Source organism: Falsiroseomonas tokyonensis, from assembly GCF_019024325.1.
Taxonomy (GTDB): domain Bacteria; phylum Pseudomonadota; class Alphaproteobacteria; order Acetobacterales; family Acetobacteraceae; genus Falsiroseomonas; species Falsiroseomonas tokyonensis.
Map to the genome: position 1 here is coordinate 78,157 of NZ_JAFNJS010000009.1, position 22,193 is coordinate 100,349.

General features: G+C 70.3%; 20 protein-coding genes. 9 read left to right on the plus strand and 11 right to left on the minus strand.

What is annotated here, in order from left to right; genetic code table 11:
• Positions 1-4 precede the first annotated feature (4 nt).
• Positions 5-406, minus strand: coding sequence for an allophanate hydrolase-related protein (locus J3S20_RS24300; RefSeq protein ID WP_216839457.1), 402 nt, complete (start codon positions 404-406; stop codon positions 5-7).
• Positions 403-1,440 carry a Bug family tripartite tricarboxylate transporter substrate binding protein gene (locus tag J3S20_RS24305; protein WP_216839459.1) on the minus strand — a complete coding sequence of 346 codons (1,038 nt, stop codon included), beginning with the start codon at positions 1,438-1,440 and terminating at the stop codon, positions 403-405. The genes J3S20_RS24300 and J3S20_RS24305 overlap by 4 nt, the downstream gene beginning before the upstream one ends.
• A 139-nt stretch (positions 1,441-1,579) precedes the next feature.
• Between J3S20_RS24305 and J3S20_RS24310 the strand changes: the two genes are divergently transcribed.
• Together J3S20_RS24310 and J3S20_RS24315 are read left to right on the plus strand one after the other, a co-directional pair.
• On the plus strand, positions 1,580-2,512 hold the full coding sequence (locus tag J3S20_RS24310) for a LysR family transcriptional regulator (protein WP_216839461.1): 933 nt from the start codon (positions 1,580-1,582) through the stop codon (positions 2,510-2,512).
• Positions 2,513-2,591: 79 nt separating this feature from the next.
• Positions 2,592-3,731, plus strand: coding sequence for an anti-sigma factor antagonist (locus J3S20_RS24315; protein ID WP_216839463.1), 1,140 nt, complete (start codon positions 2,592-2,594; stop codon positions 3,729-3,731).
• Positions 3,732-3,741: 10 nt separating this feature from the next.
• Here J3S20_RS24315 and J3S20_RS24320 read toward each other — a convergent pair whose 3' ends face one another.
• The 8 genes from J3S20_RS24320 to J3S20_RS24355 all read right to left on the minus strand — a co-directional run bounded on the left by J3S20_RS24320 (position 3,742) and on the right by J3S20_RS24355 (position 12,191).
• Positions 3,742-4,743: an MBL fold metallo-hydrolase gene (locus J3S20_RS24320; protein ID WP_216839465.1), complete on the minus strand. Its 1,002-nt coding sequence runs from the start codon at positions 4,741-4,743 to the stop codon at positions 3,742-3,744.
• 245 nt (positions 4,744-4,988) lie between these two features.
• Positions 4,989-5,963, minus strand: coding sequence for a Bug family tripartite tricarboxylate transporter substrate binding protein (locus tag J3S20_RS24325; protein ID WP_216839467.1), 975 nt, complete (start codon positions 5,961-5,963; stop codon positions 4,989-4,991).
• Positions 5,964-6,012: 49 nt separating this feature from the next.
• Positions 6,013-6,903, minus strand: coding sequence for a dihydrodipicolinate synthase family protein (locus tag J3S20_RS24330; protein WP_216839469.1), 891 nt, complete (start codon positions 6,901-6,903; stop codon positions 6,013-6,015).
• Positions 6,900-8,084, minus strand: a complete 1,185-nt coding sequence (locus J3S20_RS24335; protein WP_216839473.1) for a sialidase family protein — start codon at positions 8,082-8,084, stop codon at positions 6,900-6,902. The genes J3S20_RS24330 and J3S20_RS24335 overlap by 4 nt, the downstream gene beginning before the upstream one ends.
• Before the next feature lie 10 nt (positions 8,085-8,094).
• The gene (locus J3S20_RS24340; protein WP_216839475.1) at positions 8,095-9,216 is read right to left on the minus strand and encodes an iron-containing alcohol dehydrogenase; all 1,122 of its coding nucleotides are present in this window, start codon (positions 9,214-9,216) and stop codon (positions 8,095-8,097) included.
• 10 nt (positions 9,217-9,226) lie between these two features.
• Positions 9,227-10,258: a 4-hydroxythreonine-4-phosphate dehydrogenase PdxA gene (gene pdxA, locus J3S20_RS24345; protein ID WP_216839477.1), complete on the minus strand. Its 1,032-nt coding sequence runs from the start codon at positions 10,256-10,258 to the stop codon at positions 9,227-9,229.
• A complete protein-coding gene (locus J3S20_RS30975) occupies positions 10,255-11,367 on the minus strand; it encodes a four-carbon acid sugar kinase family protein (protein ID WP_216839479.1) in 1,113 nt (370 codons plus the stop codon). The genes pdxA and J3S20_RS30975 overlap by 4 nt, the downstream gene beginning before the upstream one ends.
• On the minus strand, positions 11,364-12,191 hold the full coding sequence (locus J3S20_RS24355; RefSeq protein ID WP_246603228.1) for an IclR family transcriptional regulator: 828 nt from the start codon (positions 12,189-12,191) through the stop codon (positions 11,364-11,366). The genes J3S20_RS30975 and J3S20_RS24355 overlap by 4 nt, the downstream gene beginning before the upstream one ends.
• A 122-nt stretch (positions 12,192-12,313) precedes the next feature.
• On the opposite strand from J3S20_RS24355, the gene J3S20_RS24360 reads away from it, so the two are divergent.
• Complete coding sequence (locus J3S20_RS24360) at positions 12,314-13,015, plus strand: SDR family NAD(P)-dependent oxidoreductase (protein WP_216839482.1); 702 nt, start codon at positions 12,314-12,316, stop codon at positions 13,013-13,015.
• A 39-nt stretch (positions 13,016-13,054) separates the two neighbouring features.
• On the opposite strand, the gene J3S20_RS24365 is transcribed toward J3S20_RS24360, so the two are convergent.
• Positions 13,055-14,677 (minus strand): ABC-F family ATP-binding cassette domain-containing protein, encoded by a 1,623-nt coding sequence (locus J3S20_RS24365; protein ID WP_216839484.1) that lies wholly within the window; start codon positions 14,675-14,677, stop codon positions 13,055-13,057.
• Positions 14,678-14,813: 136 nt separating this feature from the next.
• Between J3S20_RS24365 and J3S20_RS24370 the strand changes: the two genes are divergently transcribed.
• The 6 genes from J3S20_RS24370 (at position 14,814) to J3S20_RS24395 (ending at position 22,156) form a co-directional block, all read left to right on the plus strand.
• Positions 14,814-15,404: an exopolysaccharide biosynthesis protein gene (locus tag J3S20_RS24370; protein WP_216839487.1), complete on the plus strand. Its 591-nt coding sequence runs from the start codon at positions 14,814-14,816 to the stop codon at positions 15,402-15,404.
• Positions 15,405-15,690: 286 nt separating this feature from the next.
• Positions 15,691-16,719, plus strand: a complete 1,029-nt coding sequence (locus tag J3S20_RS24375) for an ABC transporter substrate-binding protein (RefSeq protein ID WP_216839488.1) — start codon at positions 15,691-15,693, stop codon at positions 16,717-16,719.
• Positions 16,720-16,781: 62 nt separating this feature from the next.
• Complete coding sequence (locus J3S20_RS24380) at positions 16,782-17,807, plus strand: ABC transporter substrate-binding protein (protein ID WP_246603229.1); 1,026 nt, start codon at positions 16,782-16,784, stop codon at positions 17,805-17,807.
• A 32-nt stretch (positions 17,808-17,839) separates the two neighbouring features.
• Positions 17,840-18,862, plus strand: a complete 1,023-nt coding sequence (locus tag J3S20_RS24385; RefSeq protein WP_216839490.1) for an ABC transporter substrate-binding protein — start codon at positions 17,840-17,842, stop codon at positions 18,860-18,862.
• Between the two features lie 10 nt (positions 18,863-18,872).
• The gene (locus J3S20_RS24390; protein ID WP_216839491.1) at positions 18,873-21,086 is read left to right on the plus strand and encodes an ABC transporter permease; all 2,214 of its coding nucleotides are present in this window, start codon (positions 18,873-18,875) and stop codon (positions 21,084-21,086) included.
• On the plus strand, positions 21,083-22,156 hold the full coding sequence (locus J3S20_RS24395) for an ABC transporter ATP-binding protein (RefSeq protein ID WP_216839492.1): 1,074 nt from the start codon (positions 21,083-21,085) through the stop codon (positions 22,154-22,156). Before J3S20_RS24390 ends, J3S20_RS24395 begins: the two co-directional genes overlap by 4 nt.
• The last annotated feature ends 37 nt before the right edge of the window (positions 22,157-22,193 follow it).

Sequence of the window (22,193 nt, forward strand, 5' to 3'; positions counted from 1 at the left end):
GCCCTCAGGCTCCTGCCATGGCGAGGAAGGCGCGCCAGTCGCCGAGATCGCTGATGTCCTGCGCCGCGGCGGCGGCGGCGGGATCGCAGAGATAGCCGTGCACCATCCGCCCATCCTGCAACGCCACCTGGCCCAGCCGGATCGGCGCGCGAACCAGCGCGGCAAGCTCCGCGATCGCCTCCTCGGGCAGCGCATAGAGCTCCCCGCCGATGCTGGCGCCGGCGCCCGCGCCGGCCTCGACCAGGCCCGGATTGAAGGGTGGCGCCGCGCCACGCGCCAGCAGGCGGTAGGACGGTGCGGTGCGGACCGCACCCAGCAGCCGCGCGCCGCGCCCGGCCAATTCATGGTGGCGCGGCAAGCCCTGCAGGTGGTTGCCCACCGCCAGCAGCAAGGCCTCCGCCGTCATTCCGCGCGGATGCCCTGGCGGTCGATCAGGGATCGCCAGCGCTGGATCTCCGCCAGCTGGAAAGTGCGGAACTCCTCCGGCGTGCTGGCGGTGATGTTGAAGCCCAGGCTGCCCATGCGGCTGACCACCGTCTCGTTCCGCAGCGCCGCCGCCAGCTCCCGGTGCAGGCGCGCGACGATCGGCGCGGGCGTGCCGGCGGGCACGGCAAAACCCTGCCAGGAAGTCACGACCAGGTCGCGCAGGCCGAGCTCCACGCCGCTCGGCACCTCCGGCAGCAAGGGCGCGCGTTCGCGCGAGGTGATGAGGATGGCACGCAGCCGGCCCTCCCGCACATGGGTGGCGACATTGCCCAGGTTGAAGAAGGCCATCTGCACATTGCCGCCCAGCAGGTCGGTCAGCGCCGGCGGCCCGCCCGGATAGGGCACGTGCTGCATCTTCGTATCGGTCAGCGACTTGAATAGCTCCGCCGTCAGATGGTCCGAGGAGCCGATGCCGCTGGTCGCATAGGAGACCTGGTCGCCGCGGCTGCGCAGCCAGGCGACGAGGCCCGGCAGGTCGGTGGCGGGCACGACGCGGGGATTGACCACCAGCACATTGGGCGTGGTGGCGGCCAGCGTCACCGTATCCAGGTCTCGCACCGGATCGTAGCTGAGATTGGGGCGCAGGGCGAAGTTGATGGCGAAATGGCCGATGGAGCCCAGCAGCAGCGTATAGCCATCCGCCGCGCTGCGGGCGACGTAGCGCGTGCCGACCTCGCCATTCGCGCCCGGCCGGTTCTCGACGACGATGGGAACGCCGAGCGCCTGGCTAAGCGTGGGGACCATGCCGCGGATGATGACATCGCCGGTGCCGCCAGGCGGGCCCGGCACGACGACGCTGATGGGCCGGCTCGGCCAGGCCTCCTGCGCCTGGGCCTGCCGGCCCGCCAGGCCCAGCAAAGCCGGCATGGCAAGAAGGGCCGCGCGGCGCGGCAGCGCCGGGACCCTCGATGCCGGATTGCGAAAATGGGGCGCCTGCCCTGCCGGGTCGTCCATGGGTGGTCTCCTCCGTGCCAAGCCCTGCGCGAAGGCGGGCGGCTTTTATTGGACGGCAGCCTCGGTCCATCAGGCCTTCCCAGTCCAAGACAATCGGGCGAAAGGGTTCATGCCGAAACGGCATGGGAAGGCCAACCGGATGGAATTGCGTCAGCTGCGCTACTTCGCCGCCGTCAGCCGCCACCGCCATTTCGGGCGGGCCGCGGCCGATCTGCGCGTGGCCCAGCCGGCGCTCAGCCGGCAGATCGCCAAGCTGGAGGCGGAGCTGCGCCTGCGGCTGCTGGACCGCCACGCCCGCGGCGTGTCGCTCACCGCGGAGGGCGAGGTCCTGCTCGCCCGGGCCGAGGCGCTGATCGCGGAGGCCGAGGCCCTGGCGACGGAATCACGCGCCCTGCGGACGGAGCCGCAGGGGACGGTCACCCTCGGCTTCTCCCCCAGCGTCGCCGGGCTTTTCGGCGGGCGCTTCGCCGCGCTCTGCCTGCGGCGCTATCCGCGCATTCGCCTGCGCATCACGACCGGCGCAAGCCCCGTGCTGGAAAGCTGGATCCATGAGGGACGCGTGGATATCGCCATCCTCAACGGGCCGACGGATCCGCGGCACTTCCTGCTGGCGCCGTTGCTGGAGGAACCGCTCTGCCTGATCGGCCGGCCCGGCGACCCGCTGATGGGCGAGGCGGGTCTGGAGCCGGCCGCGCTGGCGGGCCTGCCCCTGGTGCTGACCGGCCCGCCGGATGGGCCGATGCAGCGCGTGCTGATCGCGGCGCAGGCGCAGATGGGCCAGGCCTTCGACGTGCTGGCGCAGGTCGATACGGCCGCGGTCGGCGTGCAACTGGTGCTGGCCGGCGTGGGCCCGATGATCGATGTGGCCGCCGTCGCCCAGGCCGAGGTCGCGGCCGGACGGCTTGTGGCGGTGCCGATCGCCGGCCTGCAGATCCAGCGCTACCTGGCGCGCGCCAAGGGCCGCGCGGGGTCGGATGCCGTGGCGCGCCTCAGCAGCCTGATGCGGGATTGCGTGGCGGAGATGCTGAGCGAGGGCGCCTGGCCGAAGGCGCGGACCCTGTCCCAGAGCTGACCCGCAGACCGGGAAGAGCAGCGTGGCGGAATGGCCGGCCTTGCATTAGCGTTTCACCGAATGACGGGACCTTGAAGCCATGCAGATCACCGCGCAGCGCGAGGGCGACAGCCTGACCATGGCCCTGGCCGGGCGGCTGGACACCAGTACGGCGCCCCGGCTGGGCCAGGAGATGGATCTGGACGGGGTGCGGCACCTCGTCCTCGATCTCGACGCCTGCCACTACGTCTCCAGCGCCGGGCTGAGGGAGTTCCTGCGCGCAAGGAAGCGCCTGGCAGCGGTCGAGGGCACCATGCTGCTGACCAATGTGAGCCGTGATATCCAGGACATCCTGGACATGACCGGCTTCTCCAAGCTGATCCCCAGCCGGCCCAAGGTGCGCAGCATCTCGCTGGAGGGACTGGAATTCCTCTCCGCCGGCGTCTGCGGCGAATGCTATCGCATGGACCCCGAGACGATCGTGAAGCTGTACCGGGAAGGAATCGGCGCCGACATCGCGGAGAAGGAGAAGCAATACGCGAAGGCGGCCTTCGTGCTGGGCATCCCCACCGCAATCTCCTTCGACGTGGTCGCCTGCGGCCCGCGCACCGGCGTGGTCTATGAGATGCTGGACGCGACCCTGTTCAGCGCCATCATCCGGAACGACCTGCAGAACATCGACCGCCATGCCCAGCTTCTGGCGCAGGTCGCCGGCACGGTTCACCAGACGCCGGCCGATCCGGCGATCTTCCCCGACATCAAGGCGAACTTCCGGCACCATATCGGGCAGATGGACTTCTTCCTCTCACCCGAGGAGATAGCCCTGCTGCACCGGCTGCTGGAGACGATCCCGGACGCCGGGACCTGCGTCCATTTCGACCTGCACACCAGCAATATCATGATTCACGACGGGGAGCCGGTGATCATCGACATGGGCGACCTGTCGCGCGGGCACTACCTGTTCGACATCGGCCTTCTCTGCTCCATCTATGGCTATCCCGAGACCGGGATCTGCGAGATGGCGACCAAGATCCCGAATGCCGAGGGCCTTCGGCTGCTGGAGCGCTTCCTGGAGCACTACTTCCGCGACAAGCCGGCCGAGGACTACCGCTTCTTCCAGCAGAACAGGTCTTTCCTGGCCTCGCTGCGGCTGATCTACACCAGCACCTTCCTGCCCAGCTTGCGGGCGGAATCGGCCCGGATCATCAAGGACATCCTGCTGCCGAGGATGACCGGCTAAACTACGCGCTTCAGGCTGCCGAGGCGCGCGGCCAGACCTGCCCCGGCCGCATGGCCAGGAAGCGCGCCGGATCCACACCCTCCTCACGTAGCGCCGCGGCCAGGTCGGCCGGCGGCTGCTCGATGCCCTCATCGGTCAGGCGGAAGGTGCCCCAATGGAAGCCCAGCGCCTGGCGCGCCCCCAGCAGGCCGAAGCCGCGCACGGCATCCGCGGGATTCATGTGCTGGTCCGCCATGAACCAGCGCGGCTCATAGGCGCCGATCGGCAGCAGCGCGAGGCCGAGCGGGCCGTGCCGCTCGGCCACGCGCTGGAAGGGGCGCCCCTGGTCGAAGCCGGTATCGCCGGCGAAGAAGACGCCCTCGCCCAGGCCGCGCAGCACGAAGCCGCACCAGAGCGCGTGGTTGCGGTCCAGCACCCCGCGCGCCGTCCAGTGGTGCACCTGCTCCAGAACCGCGTCCACGCCGGGCCCAAGCGGCACCGCATCGCCCCAATCCGCGGTGGTGACGGCGATGTCCGCATCCTGGCCGCGGATGGTCGATTCATGACCGAGCGGGGCGATGATGCGCGGCCGGTCGCGCCGCCAGAGCCGGGTCAGCGTCTCGACATCCAGATGGTCGTAATGGCCATGCGACACCAGCACGACGTCGATCGGCGGCAGGTCGTCGAAGGCGATGCCGGGCGGATTGACGCGTCGCGGGCCCAGGAAGCTGAAGGGGCTGACACGTTCGGACCAAACAGGGTCGGTCAGGATGTTCAGACCCGCCCCCTGCAGCAGGAAGCTGGCATGGCCGACGAAGCTGACCCTGAGCGCCGCGCCCTCCACGCGCAGTGGCGGCCGGTCCGGCGGAAAGGGGCTCGGGAAACGGTCCGGCCAGTCATCCCCGCCCCGGCCGAGCTGCCATCGCGCCACGTCCAGCAGGCGCCGTGGCGGCGCACCGCCCGGGTTGAAGAAACGCGAGCCGTCGAAATGGTCGCTCACCGGCCAGGCCTCGCTGGCGCGGGAACCTCCCATGCAGCCGGCAAGCCAGGGCAGCGAGGCAAGCGCGGGAAAGGCAGCGGCAAGCGTCAGAAGCCGGCGCCTATCCAAGAAAGTTGGCCCCTGCCGCGCCTGCTGCAACGGGGATCCTCATGCTCTCCGGGGGGCGCATCGTCATCTCCAGCTTGCGACCGGGGCGAGGCGCCCCGATCCCTATCTGGTGCGCCGCACCGCCGCGTGTAGATGGCCGCGCGGGAGACTGCCGCCGCCGCAGCGGGTACCTATTCGGGCTGGTAGTTGACGCTGCGCAGCAGTTCCGTCGCGCGCGCGATCTCGGCACTGATGAAGCGACGCGTCTGCTCGATGCTCTCCGTCACAGGCTCCAGCACCTGGGACTTCAACCGCTCAACGATCGCGGGCTCGCGCATCGTCTCCTGCATCATCGCATTCACGCGCTGGCAGATCTCCGCCGGCGTGCCCTTTGGCGCCCAGACACCGTACCAGGACTGGAACTGATAGGAGGGGAGGCCCGCTTCCGCCATGGTGGGCACGGTCGGCGCCAGGACCGACCGCTCCGCCGTCGCGATGCCGAGCGCGCGCACCCGGCCATCGCCGGTGGCCGGCAGCAGCGCGAAGCTGGGGTCGATCAGCAGTTGGACATTGCCGCCCATCAGGTCGGTCAGCGCCGGCTGGGTGCCGCGATAGGTGACCAGGTTGATGTCGAGGCCGGTGCGGCGCAGGAACTCGATGGTCGCCAGATGGCCCGCGGAGCCGAGGGAGGAGATCGCGAAATTCCAGTCGCGCGGATTGGCCTTCGCCGCCTCGATCACCTCGGCCAGGGTGCGCTGCGGGCGCTGGCCGGTCATCACCATCACCAGCGGCGCCTGCGCCGTGCGGGCCATCACCTCCAGGTCCCGCTGCGGATCGAAGGTGGCGCCCTTCAGCACCAGCGGCATGACGGCGGTATTGAAGGCGGAAGCCAGCAGCGTGAAGCCATCGGGGGCCGCCTGCAGCACCGCATTGGTGCCGACCAGGCCGGCTCCGCCGGTGCGGTTCTCCGCCACCGCCACCGCGCCGAGCTTTTCCTGCAGCTTCTGCGCCAGCAGCCGCGCCAGAGCATCATTCGCGGCCCCCGGCGGCCAGGGGCAGATCACGCGGATCGGCCGGCCGCGAGGCCAGGCGTCCTGGGCCCGCACGGCAGGCGCCGCCAGCAGGCCGATGCCGCCCGCCGCGGCCAGAAGGTGACGTCTTTTCATGGTTTGCTTCCTCCTGAATGGGCGCGCAGTTGCGCGGCCGGTTGATGGATCAGTTCTCCAGCAGCGCGCTTCGGTCCGCGCTGGACAGGGGCAGAAGGGGCGGACGGAGCCGCTGCCAGCCCGCCTCCCCGGTGCGCTGCATCAGCAACGCCTTCAACGAGGCCATCTGCGCGAAGCGGGAGGCACGGTTGCGCATGGCGACGATGCGCGCCTGCGCCGCCTCGACCTCCGCCACGCGGGCCGGATCGGCGAAGTGCCGGAAGACGAAGGCGAGATCGGACGCGACGAGATTGGAGGTGGCCGTGATGCAGCCCGCGCCACCCTTGCGCAGCAGCGGCAGCATCAGCGGATCCGCGCCCGCCAGCACGGCGAGGCCCGGGAAGGACGTGACCAGCGCCTCCATATGCGAAAGGTCGCCGGCGGAATCCTTGATGCCGGTGAAGACGCCCGGATAGGCCTCGCGCAGCCGCGCGATGACGGGAAAGGGGATCGGCACCGCCGACATCTGCGGAATGTGGTACAGCACGATGCGCAGCCGCGGATCGGCCAGGCGTTCCACCACCTCGGCATAGGCGGCGAAAAGGCCGTCCTCGGTCGGCGCCTTGTAGTAGAAGGGCGGCAGCATCACCACGGTGGTGACGCCCAGCGACAGCGCGTGGCGCGTCAGCGCCACCGTCTCCGTCACCGCGGCCACGCCCGTGCCGGGCAGCAGTTGCGCCGGCGCGATGCCGGCTTCCACCACCGCCTCCAGCAGCGCGCGCCTTTCGTCGGAGGAGAAGGAATTCGCCTCCCCCGTCGTGCCGAGCAGCGCGATGCCATCGCAGCCTTCCGCCAGCAGGCGGCGGCAATGCGCGATGAACAGCGCGTGGTCGGGCGCGAAGGTCTCGGTGATCGGCGTGAGGGCGGCGCTGAACACGCCGCGCGGATGCAGCGCGGTCATGCACCGTCTCCCTTCGCCCAGTCCGGCGCGACGCGGACATATTTGATGGCCTGCCGCCAATAGGTATAGGCGATGTGCAGCATGCCATCCGCCGTCTGGCACAGCGACGGGTAGGAGAATTCCCGGTTCAGCCGGTCCTTCGAATTGTTCGTCATGCAGTAGCCATCGCCGGTCTCGAGGTTGCGGCGGACCGGCCAGGTTTCTCCCCGGTCGGCCGAGATCGCCAGCGTCATCGGCGCCCGCGGCGCACCCCAGAAGGCGCTGCGCCCGCTGGAGGGTGCGGCCGGCGTGAGGTTCTCCTCGCCGATATCGTCGTAGAGCGAAACGCGCCGATCGGTCGCATCGGCGGCGCTGGAATGGTTGTAGACCATCGCCAGCCTTCCATCCGAAAGCCGCGTCGCCATCACGGAGGAATTGTTGTTCGGCAGCTCCGTCGGCACCGGCGCGGACCAGCTGCGGCCGCCATCGGCCGAGTGGCTGCGGTAGATCGAATCCGCCCAGCGGCTGCGGAAGAAAGCCACCAGCGTGCCGTCGCGCAGGTCGACGAGGCTCATATGGACGCAGCCCGTGCTGGACGGCACGGCATGCTCGGACCAGGTGGCGCCGCCATCCGAGGAAATCATCACCGAGCTGGTATCGAGGTCGCCGGTCCAGGCGCCCTGGGGCGGCTTGGTGCAGCGCCAGATCGGCAGCAGCCAGTCGCCATTGTCCAGCACCAGGATCGGGCTGCGGATGAAGGTGCCGAAGCCTGGCTGCTCGCCGAACAGCGTCTCGATCGGGCCCCAGCTGCGCCCTTCATCCGCCGAGATGCGGCGCCGGATGATGGCGGTATCCTGGTTGCCGGAAATCTGCGCGGTCCACAGCAGCCACAGCCGGCCGTCCGGTGCCTTGAACAGCAGCGGGTTCTGCTCCGACCGCGTCGGGTCGTCCGAGAGCCGCACCGCCGGCGACCAGCGATCCGCCCCGGCGCCGAGGCGCGAGAATTGCACGGAGATATCCGGCACACCCTCCTGCGTACCGCCGAACCAGACGCAGCCCATCTCGCCGCCCTTTAGCGGCAGCAGGAAGGCGGCGTGGTTCTGCACGCAGGGCGTCGGGATGAAGGCCTCGATCCGCGCCGGATCGCCGGCGGCGGGGGCCAGGATCTCGGGGCGTTCGATCAGGCCGGCGGCATCGGGCATTGCGGCCTCCTCACAGCGCCGCGCGATAGATCGCGAGGATCTGCTCGCGGCTCATCTCGCGCGGGTTGTTGTCGAGCAGGCGGCGGATGGCATGCGCCTCCGTCGCCATGGTGAGCAGGTCCTCCTCCGGCACACCAAGGCGCGAGAGGCGCATCTCGATGCCGAGCGCGGCGCACCAGCCATGGCTCGCCGCCAGCACGTCGCGCGCGCCCCCAGCCCCCAGCGCCTCGAGCACCAGCGCCGTCTTCTCCGGCACCGCCTCCGCATTGAAGGCCAGGGTGTGCGGGAAGATCACCGCGCAGGCCAGGCCGTGCGGAATGTGGTGCCGCGTGCCCAGCGGATAGGCCACCGCATGGCCCGCCGTGGTATTGACCGGGCCGAGGCAGAAGCCGCCATAGAGCGAGGCCAGCGCCAGCCCCGCCCGCGCTTCCCGGTCACTGCCATCGGCTACCGCGCGGCCGAGGAAGCGGCCGACGAGGCGGATGCCTTCCAGCGCATAGAGATCGATCAGCGGATGCGCCTTGCGGCTGGTGAAGGCTTCGGCGCAATGCGCCAGCGCATCGACGCCCGTTGCCGCGGTCACAGCGCGGGGCACGGTCATCGTCAGGTCCGGATCGACCACCGCGAGATCGGCGATCATGTGGCGGCTCTGCACCGCCAGCTTGTTCTGCGTGGCCGTATCCGTGACCAGGGCGCGCGATCCGGCCTCGCTGCCGGTGCCGGAGGTGGTCGCCACCTGCACCAGGGCCATGCTGCGGCCGGCGACCTTTTCCGGCCCCACCACATCCTGCAGCGACTGGCCGCTTCCCGGCAACACGGCGACCAGCTTGGCCAGGTCCATGGCGCTGCCGCCGCCGAAGCCGATGACGAGCTGCGGCCGCGTCCGCGCCGCGACGTCCAGCGCCGCATCGAGGTTGGGGATGTCCGGCTCCGGCTTCACCGCGCCGAAGACCGTCACCTCGCCCGGCAGGCCGAGCAAGTCGATGCGCGCGGCATTGAAGGCATCCGCGATCACCAGGCTGCGCGTGATGCCCTGTTCCCTCGCCCAGGTCCCGACGGTGGCAACCTGGCCGGCACCGAAGGCGATGCGGCGGGGGCGGTCGATGTCGATGGGATACAGAAGCTCCGTCATGATCCTGTCCTCAGGCGCTCGCGCGATGCGCAGCCAGCAGTTCGGCGTATTCGATGGCTTCGATCAGGCTGCGCTCGCTGGCGATGCCCTGGCCGGCGATGTCGAAAGCCGTGCCGTGGTCGACCGAGGTGCGGATCACCGGCAGGCCGAGCGTGATGTTCACCCCCGACAGCGCATCCCACTTGCCCGTGGCGGGATCGACATGGAAGCCCAGCAGTTTCACGGGGATATGGCCCTGGTCGTGATACATGGCGACGACGGCGTCGAACTGGCCGGCGCGCAGCTTCACGAAGACCGTGTCGCCCGGCACCGGTCCGGTCACGCGCATCCCGTCCGCGACCGCCTGGGCGATGGTCGGCGCGACCACATCGATATCCTGCCGGCCGAACAGCCCGCCCTCCCCCGCATGCGGGTTCAGCGCGGCGACGGCGATATGCGGGTTCGGGATGCCCAGGCCGCGCAACGCCTGCTGCGTCAGCTCCAGCACCAGGCGGGTGCGTGCCGGCGTGACGCGCTTCGGCACATCCTCCAGCGCGCAATGGGTGGTGACGTGGCTGACGCGCATATTGCCATGCGCCAGCAGCATCACGCTGCCCTTCACGCCCGTCAGTTCGGCCAGCATCTCGGTATGGCCGGCATAGTGGTAGCCGGCCTTGTTCAGCGCTTCCTTGTTCAGCGGCGCGGTGACGATGGCGCCGACGCGGCCCGCCTGCGCCAGGCGCACGCCATGCTCGATGGCGAGGTAGGCGAAGCGGCCGCCATCGGCGCTCAGCACGCCCGGCCTGATCGGCGCGCCCTCCGCCCCCGCCTGCAGGAAGGCGAGCGGCGGCCAGTCGTCCTGTTCCGCCGTCACCTCCGGCATGGCGAGCCCTGCCGCGAAGGCGTCGCGCGCCTGCAGCAGCGCCGCGCCGCTGCCGATGATCAGCAGGCGCAGCGCGCCGGACGCGATCCGGTCCCGCAGCGCCGCGCAGGCCTTGACGATGATCTCCGGCCCGATGCCCGCCGGGTCGCCCATGGTGATCGCGAGGGGAAGCGGCGTCATGCGGACAGGCTCCAGGACATCGTGACAGGCTCCGCGAGAAGGTCGCGCCACAGCGCATCGCTGCCGAAGGCGCCGGACTTCGAGACGACCGTCACGCCATCCCAGGCCCCGCCACGAAGGACGGAGCGCGGCACGCCGGGCTGAACCAGGCCCACCGCCTGCAGCCCGCTGGCGCCCGCTGCCTCGCAGATCGCGCGCAGCGTCTCGCCCCCCGCGGCGACCAGCGTGGTCGGTGCCGGCAGGCGCGGGATGAGGTCGTTCAGGATGCCGGCGATGCGCGCTGCCGCGACGTCACGCGCCAGGCCGCCGGGCAGGTCCATGCCCACCATCGCAACGCCCTGATCGCGCAGCATGGCGCCGATGCGCGCGGCCACCGCATCGTCGCCGCCCGCGATACGCAGCGCCTGCTCGCCACAGGCCGCAAGCTGCCGCGCCGTGGCCGGCTGGTCGGAGCCAAAGAGGCCGAGCACCGGCCGCGGCAGCGCCTGGCTGGTGCAAGCCGGCGCCGAGGCCGCCAGCGCGCGCGCCAGGCCCCCGCTGCCGCACCAGAGCACGGGCGCCGAAGCGGTGCGGCCGAGCGCCACCACCGCGGCGAGATCGGCCTCCTCCTCCGCATCGAAGATCGAAAGGCCCGGCGGCAAAGGCCCGCCCGGCTGGCCGCGCTGCGGCTGCAGCCCCTCCCCCGCCAGCAGTTCCGGCAGGCTGGGCGCGAGCGCGCGGAAGCCACCCTCCGCCTGCCGCACCAGCACATGGCCCTCGCGCGTGATGCGGCCCTGCGCGGGAAAGGCCGGGGCGAGCACGACATGGTGCCAGGCCCCCATCGCCATGCAGGCCGCGAGCTCCGCCGCCACATGGCCGCGCAGCAGGCTGTCGATCTTCTTGAAGGCGATATCGGCACCGCGCCAATGCGGGGCCATCCGGCGCAGCCTGACCACCGCCTTCTCGCGCGCAACCTCCCGCGTGCCGGTATCGATGGCGAGGCTGCCGGCCGGCGCCGCGCCATCGGTCCAGCGCAGGGGCACCGGTCCGCAAAGGCCGGTCAGCTCCGCCGCGGAATCCAGGGCGCCGGTCAGGTCATCGGCCAGTAGGCGCAGGATCGGCCGGGTCATCGCGGGGTCGCGGCCGGGCCGATGGTGCCGAAGGACAGCCGCAGGCCGGTGGACAGCTCCTCGGCCAGGGCGCGGACATGCGGTGCGGTCAGCGTGATGAACTCGGCCAGCGGCAGGCGGTCGCTGCCGATGGTCAGGCTGACGCCCGCCGCCGGCGCCCCGCGCGCGTCAAGCACGGGCGCGGCGACGGTGCGCAGCCCATAGGCATTCTCGCCATCCGAGACCGCATAGCCCCGCGCCCGCACCTCATCGAGCCGCGCCAGCAGCGCATCGAGGTCGATCAGCGTGCGATCGGAAAGCTTCACGCGCGGCACGCTTTCGAGCTGCGCGACCTGCGCCTCCCGCGGCAGCCAGGCCAGGATCGCCTGGCCGAGCGCCGTGGCATAGGCGCCGATGCGCGTGCCCGGGCGGCGCACCACGCCATGCCGCTCCAGCCCCGCCTCGACGCGCGCCAGGTAGATGACCTCCCCCTTCTCCACCACGCCGAGGGAGCCCGCATCGGCCACCCCCGGCACCAGGTCCCGCAGCAGCGGCCGCGCATGGGTGGGCAGGTCGCCGGCGGAGAGCGCGGCATAGCCGAGTTCGAGGCATTTCAGCGTCAGCCGGAAGCGCCGCCCCTCCGGGACTGCGCGCAGATAGCCGAGGTCCGCCAGCGTATGCACCAGGCGGAAGGCGGTCCCGCGGTCGTGCCCGGTCTGCGCCGCCACCTCGGCCACGGTGAGTTCGGGACGATCGGGGCCGAAGGCCTTCAGCACGGCGAAGGCTTTGGCGACGGATTGGACGAGGTTTTTCGGGTTCTCGGCGCGGGCCGGTGGTCCATCCATGGTCGCGCCTCCCCTGCCCATTTGATCGGAATGCGATCACTTGTTCGAATTATGCTGAATTGCTATCCGTCGGGCGGTCGCGCTGTCAAGCGCACCGCACGCGCGAGAAGGGAAGAGCCCGCATGATGCCAGACACCGCCGCCGGCCATGCGATCGTCACCGGCGCCAGTTCCGGCATCGGCGCGGCGATCGTCGCGCGTCTGCTGAGGGAAGGCTGGCGCGTCACCGGGATCAGCCGCAGCAATCCCGGCCTGGCGGAGCCGGGCTATCGGCATCTCGGCCTGGACCTGCTGGACACGGCCGCGCTGCCCAAGGCCCTGGCCGCCGCCCTGGCCGGGCTGAATCCGACGGCCTTCGTGCATGCGGCCGGGCTGATGCGCGGCGGCCTGCTCGGCACGCTGGATGCCGAGGCGGGGCGGGTGCTGTGGCGTCTGCATGTCGAAGCGGCGGCGCTGCTGGCGGACCATCTGGTGCCGCAGATGCCCGATGGGGGGCGCATCGTCCTGATCGGCAGCCGCACGGCGGCGGGGGCGGCGGGGCGCAGCCAGTATGCGGCCACCAAGGCCGCGCTGGTCGCCATGGCCCGGTCCTGGGCGATCGAGCTGGCGCCACGCCGCATCACCGCCAATGTCGTGGCCCCGGCGGCGACCGAAACGCCGATGCTGCTGGACCCGGCACGCAGCGCGGTGGCGCCGAAGCTGCCGCCGATCGGCCGCTATATCCAGCCCGAGGAGGTCGCGGCGCTGACCGCCTTCCTGCTGGGCCCGGAGGCCGGCGCGATCACCGGGCAGCAGATGGTGATCTGTGGCGGCAGTTCGCTCTGAGCCAGCGCGGACCGCCCCGCGCCACGCCGCGCGGGCGCCTCAGCTATGCAGCCCCGGCGCCTCATGCCCGGTGCGTGCGACATATTCGGTGTAGCCGCCGCCATATTCGTGCACGCCCTCCGGCGTCAGCTCGACCACGCGGTTCGACAGCGCGGCGAGGAAGTGCCGGTCGTGCGAGACGAAGAGCATGGTGCCCTCATACTGCGCCAGGGCGGCGATCAGCATTTCCTTCGTCGCCATGTCCAGGTGGTTGGTCGGCTCGTCCAGCACCAGGAAATTGGGCGGGTCGTAGAGCATCTTCGCCATCACCAGCCGCGCCTTCTCCCCGCCCGAGAGCACGCGGCAGCGCTTGTCCACATCGTCGCCGGAGAAGCCGAAGCAGCCCGCCAGCGTGCGCAGCGAGCCCTGGCCGGCGCGGGGGAATTCGGATTCCAGCGCCTCGAAGACGCTCTGCTCGCCATCGAGCAGGTCCATGGCGTGCTGCGCGAAATAGCCCATCCGCACGCTGCCGCCGAGCGCCACCGTCCCCTCATCCGGCTCCGTCGATCCCGCCACCAGCTTCAGCAGCGTGGACTTGCCGGCGCCATTGGTGCCCAGCACGCAGCAACGTTCGCGGCGCCGCACCAGCAGGTCCAGCCCCTCATAGATCACGCGGCTGCCGTAGCGCTTGTGCACCTTGCGCAGCTTCACCACGTCGTCGCCCGAGCGCGGCGCCGGCAGGAATTCGAAGGCCACCGCCTGGCGCCGGCGCGGCGGCTGCACGCGGTCGATCTTCTCCAGCTTCTTCACCCGGCTCTGCACCTGCGCGGCGTGGGAGGCGCGGGCCTTGAAGCGCTCGATGAACTTGATCTCCTTGGCCAGCATCGCCTGCTGCCGCTCGAACTGCGCCTGCTGCTGGCGTTCGGCCATGGCGCGCTGCTGTTCGTAGAATTCGTAGTTGCCGGCATAGCTGGTCAGCGTGCCGCCATCGATCTCGATCACCTTGTTGATGACGCGGTTCATGAATTCGCGGTCGTGCGAGGTCATTAGCAGCGCGCCGTCATAGCCGGCCAGGAACTGCTCCAGCCAGATCAGGCTTTCCAGGTCCAGGTGGTTGCTCGGCTCGTCCAGCAGCATGACGTCCGGGCGCATCAGCAGGATGCGCGCCAGCGCCACCCGCATCTTCCAGCCGCCGGACAGCGCGCCGACATCGGCCTCCATCATCTCCTGGCTGAAGCTGAGGCCGGCCAGAACCTCCCGCGCCCGGCCTTCCAGCGCATAGCCGCCGAGCGATTCGAAGCGGCCCTGCACCTCGCCGAAGCGCTCGATCAGCGCCTCCATCTCATCGGCCCGCGCCGGATCGGCCAGCGCCGCCTCCAGCGCCTGCAGCTCCGCCGCCACGGTGCTGACATCGCCGGCACCGTCCATCACCTCCGCCACCGCGCTGCGGCCCGACATCTCGCCCACATCCTGGCTGAAGAAGCCGATGCTGATGCCGCGATCGACCAGAACCTGCCCCTCATCCGGCGGCTCGCGGCCGATGATCATGCGGAACAGGGTGGTCTTGCCCGCGCCATTCGGGCCGACCAGCCCCACCTTCTCGCCCCTCTGGAGCACGGCGGAAGCCTCGATGAAGAGGATCTGCAGGCCGTTCTGCTTGCTGATGGAGTCGAGGCGGATCATGGCGGGTCGGGGTCTGGGACGGTTGCGGCGGGCTTATGGCACAGCCGGGCCGGCGCCGCGACCGCCGCGTGGGCGCAGGACCGGCGCGGAACCGACCGGCCGCCGCCGAGTTGCTCTGCGGCAGAACAGGTGATGCATGGCCCGCGCGAAAACCCATAGCCTCAGCGACGTCCTGGACCAGCTGGAAAGCCTGGCAGAGGGCGAAACCGTTGCGGTGCAGGATGTGGTCGACAAGCTCGGGCACCAGTCCTTCGCGGCGCTGATGCTGGTCTTCGCGCTCATCGCGGTCTCCCCCGCCAGCGCCATCCCCGGCCTGACGGCCACCGTGGCAGTGATCGTCTTCATCCTGGCGGCGCAGATGATCCTGGGGCGCGACAGCGTCTGGCTGCCGGGCTTCATCACTCGCCGCCAGCTTTCCGCCAGCAAGCTCTGCAAGGGCATCGGCTGGCTGCGTAAACCGATCGGCTTCGTGGAGCGCTTCCTCGGCCAGCGCCTAACCTGGCTGCTGCACCGCCCCTGGCTGCTGCTGCCCCTGGTGCTGATCCTGGGGCTGACGCTGTTCATGCCGATGATGGAGCTGATCCCCACCTCCGGTTCCATCGCCTCCGCCGTCATCGCGCTTTTCGCGGCGGGGGTGCTGGCGCGGGATGGGGCCGTGGTCCTGGCCTCCATGGCGCTGCTCGCCACCCTGCCGCTCGCGATCTGGTATTTCGGCTTCGGTGGCTGATTCGGCCCAGCGTTGCCTGTCCAGTCTCGCCCATCCGGTCTTGCCTTGCCTGTCCTGTCTTGCCTGCTCGCCCGTTATGTTGCAGTTTTATGACTGTCCGCGCGAGGCGTGGATGGCACGGCGCTGAAGCGCGCGGCTGGGGGCGACGGCAAGGTGGTGGCGGGTTTCGGGCCGGAGGGCCGTGCGGCGGCACGCCGACGATGCCTGCTTCCCGCCGCGGCCCGCATGGCCGGGCCAGGCCGCGCTGCCCTGCGCTCAGCCCTGCCGCGCTGAAAAGGAAAGCCCGATGCAAAGCCGCCTGCTGCTTCCCGTCCTGCTCCTCGGCGCCGGCGGTCTCGCCGCGCCCGCCGCGGCCCAGGGCAGCCTGAACCTCTACTGCTCGGTGCAGAACGAATGGTGCCAGGCGGTGGCCACCAATTTCCAGCGCGACACCGGCATCCGTGTGAACATGACGCAGCGCGGCAGCGGCGAGACGCTGGCCGCGATCCGCGCCGAAAGCCAGAATCCGCGCGGCGACGTCTGGTTCGGCGGCACCGGCGACCCGCATCTGGCGGCGGCCGAGGAGAACCTGACCCAGGCCTATGAGAGCGCCAACAATGCCGGCCTGCACCCCTGGGCGCTGACCCAGTGGCGGCAGTCCGAGCGCCGCGCCATCGGCGTCTATGCCGGCGCGGTCGGCTTCGGCATCAACACCGAGCTGCTGGCGCGCAAGAACATCGCGCCGCCTTCCTGCTGGGCGGATCTGCTGGATGCGCGCTTCCGCGGCGAGATCCAGATCGCCAACCCCAACTCCTCCGGCACCGCCTATGTCGTCATCGCGACGCTGGTGCAGCTGATGGGAGAGGAGCCGGCCTTCGACTATCTGCGCCGGCTGCATCCCAATGTGAATTCCTACACCCGTTCCGGCACCGCGCCGATCAAGGCCGTGGCGCGCGGGGAGACGGGCGTCTCCATCAGCTTCGTGCATGACGCGGTGACGGAGGCCAATGCCGGCTTCCCCGTGACCTACGCCACCCCCTGCGAGGGCACCGGCTACGAGATCGGCTCCATGTCCATCATCCGCGGCGCGCGCAACCTGACGCAGGCGCGGCGCTTCTACGACTGGGCGCTGACCGAGCCCGCGCAGCGCCTGGGCTTCGAGGCCGGCGGCCAGCTGCAGCAGCCCTCCAATGCCGCGGCGCCGCTGCCGCCGAATGCGCCGGACCTCTCGCGCATCCGCCTCATCGAATATGATTTCGCGAAGTATGGCCGCGCGGCGGAGCGCCGCCGGCTGATCCAGCGCTGGGACCGCGAGGTCGGCTCCGCACCGCGCTGATCCTCTCACCCCGCCGGCGCGGACCTCCGCGCCGGATCGCTGCCCCCTGCAGGATGCCCCCCATGTCCTTCCGCCTGGTCGCCGCCACCGCGGTCATCGCCTGTGCCACGCTGCCGGTCACGGCACAGGCGCAGGGCAGCCTCAACATGCTCTGCGCCCCCGCCGCCGATTGGTGCGAGGCGATCGCCAGCGCCTTCCAGCGGGAGACCGGCGTGCGCGTCGCCATGGCCCGCAAATCGGCCGGCGAGATCTTGGCGCAGATCCGTGCGGAGGCGCAGAACCCGCGCACCGACATCTGGTTCGGCGCCTCGACGGAGACGCATATCTCGGCGGCCGAGGCGAACCTGCTGCAGCCCTATACCTCGCCCAACATGGCGAACCTGCATCCCTGGGCGCAGCGCGTGCATGCCATGTCCGGCGAGCGCTGCGTCGGCGTCTCCTCCGGCGCCATCGGCCTCGCCTGGAACCGGGAGCTGATGACGCGGCGCAACCTGCCGCTACCGACCAGCTGGGCCGATATGCTGAACCCCGCCTATCGCGGCGAGATCCAGATGCCGAACCCGAATTCCTCCGGCACCGCCTACACCATCATCGCGGGCCTGGTGCAGCTCTGGGACGAGGATCGCGCCTTCGCCTATCTGGCGCGGCTGCATGCCAATGTGAACGCCTATACGCGCTCCGGCGCCGCGCCGATGCAGGCGGTGTCGCGTGGCGAGACGGCGCTGGCGGTCAGCTTCAACATGGAGGTCACCTCCATGCAGCAGGCCGGCTTCCCGATCGACCTCGTCTTCCCCAGCGAGGGCACCAGCTACGAGGTGGCCTGCATGTCCATCATCCGCGGCGCCCGGAACCTGGCGCAGGCGCGGCGCTTCTACGACTGGTACCTGACGCCCGCGGCGATGGATATCGGCCCCAAGGCGAACCAGTTCCACACCCCGGCGCATCGCGAGGCAACGCCGGATGCGCGCATCGCCGATATCTCCGCCATCCGCCTGATCGACTACGACTTCGCGGCCTACGGCCAGGCCGAGACGCGCCGCCGCATCCTGCAGCGCTGGGACCGTGAGATCGGCGCGCTGCCGCGCTGATCCGCGCGTTGCACTGAAGAAAGAGTATTCCCATGACCTACCGTCCCCTCGCGCTCGCCGCGGCCTTCCTCCTGCCCGCGCTGCCCGCGGCCGCGCAGGGGCAGTTGAACCTGTACTGCTCCGCCACGCTGGAATGGTGCCAGCCGATCGCGCGCGGCTTCGAGCGCGAGAGCGGCATCCGCGTGAACCTGACCCAGAAATCCACCGGCGAGATGCTGGCGCAAATCCGCAGCGAGGCGCGCAACCCGCGCGGCGATGTCTGGTGGGGCGGCACCGGCGACCCGCATGTGGCGGCCGGCGAGGAGAACCTGACCCAGCCGCATGAGAGCGCCCGCATCACGGAGCTGCATGACTGGGCGCAGGCGCAGTGGCGCCAGACCCAGGGCCGCACGGTGGGCGTCTATGCCAGCGTGCTCGGCTTCGGCTTCAACACGGAACTCATCGCGCGCCGCAACCTGCCGGCGCCGCGCTGCTGGGCGGATCTGCTGAACCCCGCCTATCGCGGCGAGATCCAGATGGCGAACCCGAACAGCTCCGGCACCGCCTATATCATCATCGCGACGCTGGTGCAGATGATGGGCGAGGAGCCCGCCTTCGACTACCTGAAGCAGCTGCACGGCAGCATCAACGCCTATCCACGCTCCGGCACCGCGCCGATCACGGCGGTGGCGCGCGGCGAGACGGCGCTCTCGCTCTCCTTCGTCCACAACGCCGCCGAGGAAGCCGCCGCCGGCTTCCCGGTGGGACATGCCGTGCCGTGCGAGGGCACGGGCTATGAGATCGGCTCCATGTCCATCATCCGCGGCGCGCGCAACCTGCCGGCGGCGCAGCAATTCTACCACTGGGCGCTCTCCGCCCCGGCCCAGATCATCGCCAGCCAGGAAGCGAAGAAGCTGCAGACCATGGCGAACCGCGGCGTGCCGCTGACCGATGGCGCGCCGAACATGGCGACCGCGCGGATCATCGACTACGACAATGCCCGCTTCGGGGCGAGCGCCGAGCGCCGCCGCCTGCTGGGGCGCTGGGACAGGGAGGTCGGCGCGCTGCCGCGCTGAAGCCAACCCCATGTTCTTCGGCACCTCCTTCTTCTTCTGGCTGATCGCGGCGCTCGGCACGCTGGTCCTGCCCTGGCACATGCAGCAGGATGGGCTGACGCTCGCCGGGCTCTTCGCGCTCGGCCGGGGGGAGGCAGAGGCAGCCTCGGCCCTGTCGCAGGCGGCGCAGTTCGGGCGCTTCTGGTTCTGGCCGGTGATCGCCGGCCTGTTGCTGGCGCTGCCCGGTGCGCTGCCGAGCGGGGATCGCGCGCGGCGCGCGCGCTTCCTGGTCTGGGGCGGCGGGCTGGGCCTTGCCGCGCTGATGCTGCAGGGCCTCGCCGTGGGCATCCAGGGCTGGAATTGGCCGGTGCTGGCCCGCATGTTCGGGGAGCTGGAGGACCGGCAATTCGGCATCGGCCTCGGCGGCGCGATGGCCTTCGCAGGGTTCCTGATCCTGCTGACCGATGGCCTCGCCCTGCGCGGCTATTTCAAGGGCGACCGCTTCGTCTCCGGCGCCGTGGGCCTGCTGGTCGCCTCCATCCTCGTCTTCACCGCCTGGCCGGTCGGCACCGTGCTGTCCGAGATGTTCACGCCACGCGCGGACCTCACCTTGGGCGCCGCGATGGCGGAGCGGCTGTTCGACAGCAAGATCTGGGGCCTCGGCTGCGTCACGGGCCGGGTGAATTGCGGCGTCTTCTGGAACACGCTGCTGCTTGCCACCTGCACCGCGACCGCGGCCACCATCCTCGGCCTGTGTTTCGCGCTGATCGTCACGCGCAGCGGGTTCCGCGCGAAGAAGCTGCTGCGGCTGCTGACGGTGCTGCCGATCATCACGCCGCCCTTCGTCATCGGCCTCGGTCTGATCCTGATCTTCGGCCGCTCCGGCGTCTTCAACCAGATCGCGGAATCCGTCTTCGGGCTGGAGCTCGGCCGCTGGATCTACGGCTTCAACGGCGTGATGCTGGCGCAGGTCTTCTCCTTCACCCCCATCGCCTTCCTTGTGCTGATCGGCGTGGTGGAGGGTGTCTCCCCCGCCATGGAGGAAGCCTCGCAGACGCTGCGCGCCAGCCAGATGCGCACCTTCCGCGCCGTGACCCTGCCGCTGATGCTGCCGGGCCTCGCCAATGCCTGGCTGGTGGTCTTCGTGGAAAGCCTGGCCGACTTCGGCAATCCCATCGTGCTCGGCGGCTCCTTCGGCGTGCTGTCGACCGAGATCTTCTTCGCCGTGGTCGGCGCGCAGCAGGATTTCGGCCGCGCCGCGGTGCTGGCGGCCATCATGCTGGTGGTGGCGCTGACCGCCTTCGTCATCCAGCGCAGCGTGGTGGGCAAGCGCAGCTATGTCTCGATGACCGGCAAGGGCGATGTCGGCCTGCCGACGCGGCTGCCGCCGCCGGTGCGCCGCGTGGCCTTCGCCGTGGCGATCCCCTGGGCCATCCTCACCGTCGTCGTCTATGTCATGGCGCTGGCCGGCGCCTTCGTGCGCGTCTGGGGCCGCGACTGGACGCCGACCTTCAGCCATTTCGAACGCGCCTTCGCGCTGGAATGGTCGCCGGCGGGCGCGCTGATCTTCTCCGGCGGCGCCTGGCATTCGCTGTTCACCACCATCCAGCTCGCCGCCATCGCGGCCCCCATCACCGCGGGCCTCGGCCTGCTCGCCTCCTGGGTGCTGACGCGGCAGCGTTTTGCGGGGCGCACGGCGCTGGAATTCGCGCTGATGCTGACCTTCGCCGTGCCCGGCACGGTGATCGGCGTGGCCTATATCCTGACCTACAACCTGCCGCCGCTGGAGATCACCGGCACCGCCGTGATCCTCGTCGCCTGCTTCGTCTTCCGTAACCTGCCGGTCGGCGTGCGCTCCGGCGTCGCGGCGATGAGCCAGCTCGACAAGTCGCTGGACGAGGCGGCGGTGACGCTGCGCGCCTCCACCTTCCGCACGCTGCGCACGGTGGTGCTGCCGCTGCTGAAGCCCGCCATCGTCACCGCGCTGGTCTATTCCTTCGTGCGCGCCATGACGACGGTCTCGGCCGTGATCTTCCTGGTCTCGGCGGAGTATGAGATGGCGACGGTCTTCATCATCAACCGCGTCATCAATGGCGATTACGGCCTGGCGATCGCCTATTGCGCCGTGCTGATCGTGCTGATGATGGCGGCGATCGGGCTGATCAACCTGCTGGTCGGCCGCCGCAACCTCGGCAGGCGCGCCGCCGCCCTTCCCACACCTGCTCCAGTCGGAGGCCGTGCGTGAGCATCCCCATCAAGACAACGGGCGCGGAAGTTCGCCTCACCGGCCTCGGCAAGCGCTACGGCCAGGTGCAGGCGGTGAAGCCGCTGGACCTGGTGATCGAGGGCGGCACGCTGGTGACGCTGCTCGGCCCCTCCGGCTGCGGCAAGACCACGCTGCTGCGCATGATCGCCGGGTTGGAACAGGCAACCGAGGGCCGCATCTTCATCGGCGGGCGTGACGTGACCTTGCTGTCCGCCGGGGAGCGCAATGTCTCCATGGTCTTCCAGTCCTATGCGCTCTTCCCGCACATGTCGGTGCTCGAGAATGTCGCCTATGGCCTCGTCTCCTCCGGCGAGCGCAAGCAGGCCGCGCATGCCAAGGCCGAGGCGGTGCTGGAGACGGTGGGGCTGAAGGGTTTCGGCGGCCGCCTGCCCTCCGAAATGTCCGGCGGCCAGCAGCAGCGCGTGGCCGTGGCCCGCGCCCTGGTGCTGGAGCCGGATGTGCTTCTGTTCGATGAGCCGCTGTCGAACCTCGACACCCGCCTGCGCCGCACGATGCGGGAGGAGATCCGCGCGCTGCAGCAGAGGCTCGGCCTGACCGTGGTCTATGTGACCCACGACCAGTCGGAGGCGCTGGCCGTCTCCGACAAGATCGTGGTGATGCGCAATGCCGGCATCGCCCAGGCCGGCGCGCCGGAGGTGCTCTATGCCAGCCCCGATTCGGTCTTCGTCGCCACCTTCATGGGCGAGGCGAACCATGTGCGCGGCGTGATCGAAAGCGTCACGGGCGAGCACTGCGTGCTGGCGCTGGACAGCGCACGCCTGACCCTGCCCGGCCGCGGTCTGCCGCCCGGGCCGGTGGATGCGGTGATCCGGCCGGAGGCGATTCGCATCGCCCCGCCGGATACGCCGAACGGGCTCGAGGCGACCGTGACCCGCGCGACCTATATGGGATCCCACACCGAATACTATTTCGGCACCGCGGTGGGCGAGCTGTTTGCCCAGGGCGCGGACCGCCTGCGCCGGCGGCAGCCGGGGGAGAAGGTGCGGCTGCTGCTGGATGAGGAAGGCGTGGTGGTGGTGCGGCCCTGAGCCACCCTGCCACATCGCGTTGCACCCTCTTGCCCTG

What these genes read in the sequence shown, in the direction of transcription:
- J3S20_RS24300 (WP_216839457.1), bottom strand. Translation starts at nt 406, where the DNA reads ATGACGGCGGAGGCCTTGCTGCTGGCGGTGGGCAACCACCTGCAGGGC.
- J3S20_RS24375 (WP_216839488.1), top strand. Translation starts at nt 15,691, where the DNA reads ATGCAAAGCCGCCTGCTGCTTCCCGTCCTGCTCCTCGGCGCCGGCGGT.
- J3S20_RS24340 (WP_216839475.1), bottom strand. Translation starts at nt 9,216, where the DNA reads ATGACGGAGCTTCTGTATCCCATCGACATCGACCGCCCCCGCCGCATC.
- J3S20_RS24365 (WP_216839484.1), bottom strand. Translation starts at nt 14,677, where the DNA reads ATGATCCGCCTCGACTCCATCAGCAAGCAGAACGGCCTGCAGATCCTC.
- pdxA (WP_216839477.1), bottom strand. Translation starts at nt 10,258, where the DNA reads ATGACGCCGCTTCCCCTCGCGATCACCATGGGCGACCCGGCGGGCATC.
- J3S20_RS24390 (WP_216839491.1), top strand. Translation starts at nt 18,873, where the DNA reads ATGTTCTTCGGCACCTCCTTCTTCTTCTGGCTGATCGCGGCGCTCGGC.
- J3S20_RS24370 (WP_216839487.1), top strand. Translation starts at nt 14,814, where the DNA reads ATGGCCCGCGCGAAAACCCATAGCCTCAGCGACGTCCTGGACCAGCTG.
- J3S20_RS30975 (WP_216839479.1), bottom strand. Translation starts at nt 11,367, where the DNA reads ATGACCCGGCCGATCCTGCGCCTACTGGCCGATGACCTGACCGGCGCC.
- J3S20_RS24335 (WP_216839473.1), bottom strand. Translation starts at nt 8,084, where the DNA reads ATGCCCGATGCCGCCGGCCTGATCGAACGCCCCGAGATCCTGGCCCCC.
- J3S20_RS24325 (WP_216839467.1), bottom strand. Translation starts at nt 5,963, where the DNA reads ATGAAAAGACGTCACCTTCTGGCCGCGGCGGGCGGCATCGGCCTGCTG.
- J3S20_RS24380 (WP_246603229.1), top strand. Translation starts at nt 16,782, where the DNA reads ATGTCCTTCCGCCTGGTCGCCGCCACCGCGGTCATCGCCTGTGCCACG.
- J3S20_RS24355 (WP_246603228.1), bottom strand. Translation starts at nt 12,191, where the DNA reads ATGGATGGACCACCGGCCCGCGCCGAGAACCCGAAAAACCTCGTCCAA.
- J3S20_RS24305 (WP_216839459.1), bottom strand. Translation starts at nt 1,440, where the DNA reads ATGGACGACCCGGCAGGGCAGGCGCCCCATTTTCGCAATCCGGCATCG.
- J3S20_RS24315 (WP_216839463.1), top strand. Translation starts at nt 2,592, where the DNA reads ATGCAGATCACCGCGCAGCGCGAGGGCGACAGCCTGACCATGGCCCTG.
- J3S20_RS24320 (WP_216839465.1), bottom strand. Translation starts at nt 4,743, where the DNA reads ATGGGAGGTTCCCGCGCCAGCGAGGCCTGGCCGGTGAGCGACCATTTC.
- J3S20_RS24330 (WP_216839469.1), bottom strand. Translation starts at nt 6,903, where the DNA reads ATGACCGCGCTGCATCCGCGCGGCGTGTTCAGCGCCGCCCTCACGCCG.
- J3S20_RS24310 (WP_216839461.1), top strand. Translation starts at nt 1,580, where the DNA reads ATGGAATTGCGTCAGCTGCGCTACTTCGCCGCCGTCAGCCGCCACCGC.
- J3S20_RS24385 (WP_216839490.1), top strand. Translation starts at nt 17,840, where the DNA reads ATGACCTACCGTCCCCTCGCGCTCGCCGCGGCCTTCCTCCTGCCCGCG.
- J3S20_RS24360 (WP_216839482.1), top strand. Translation starts at nt 12,314, where the DNA reads ATGATGCCAGACACCGCCGCCGGCCATGCGATCGTCACCGGCGCCAGT.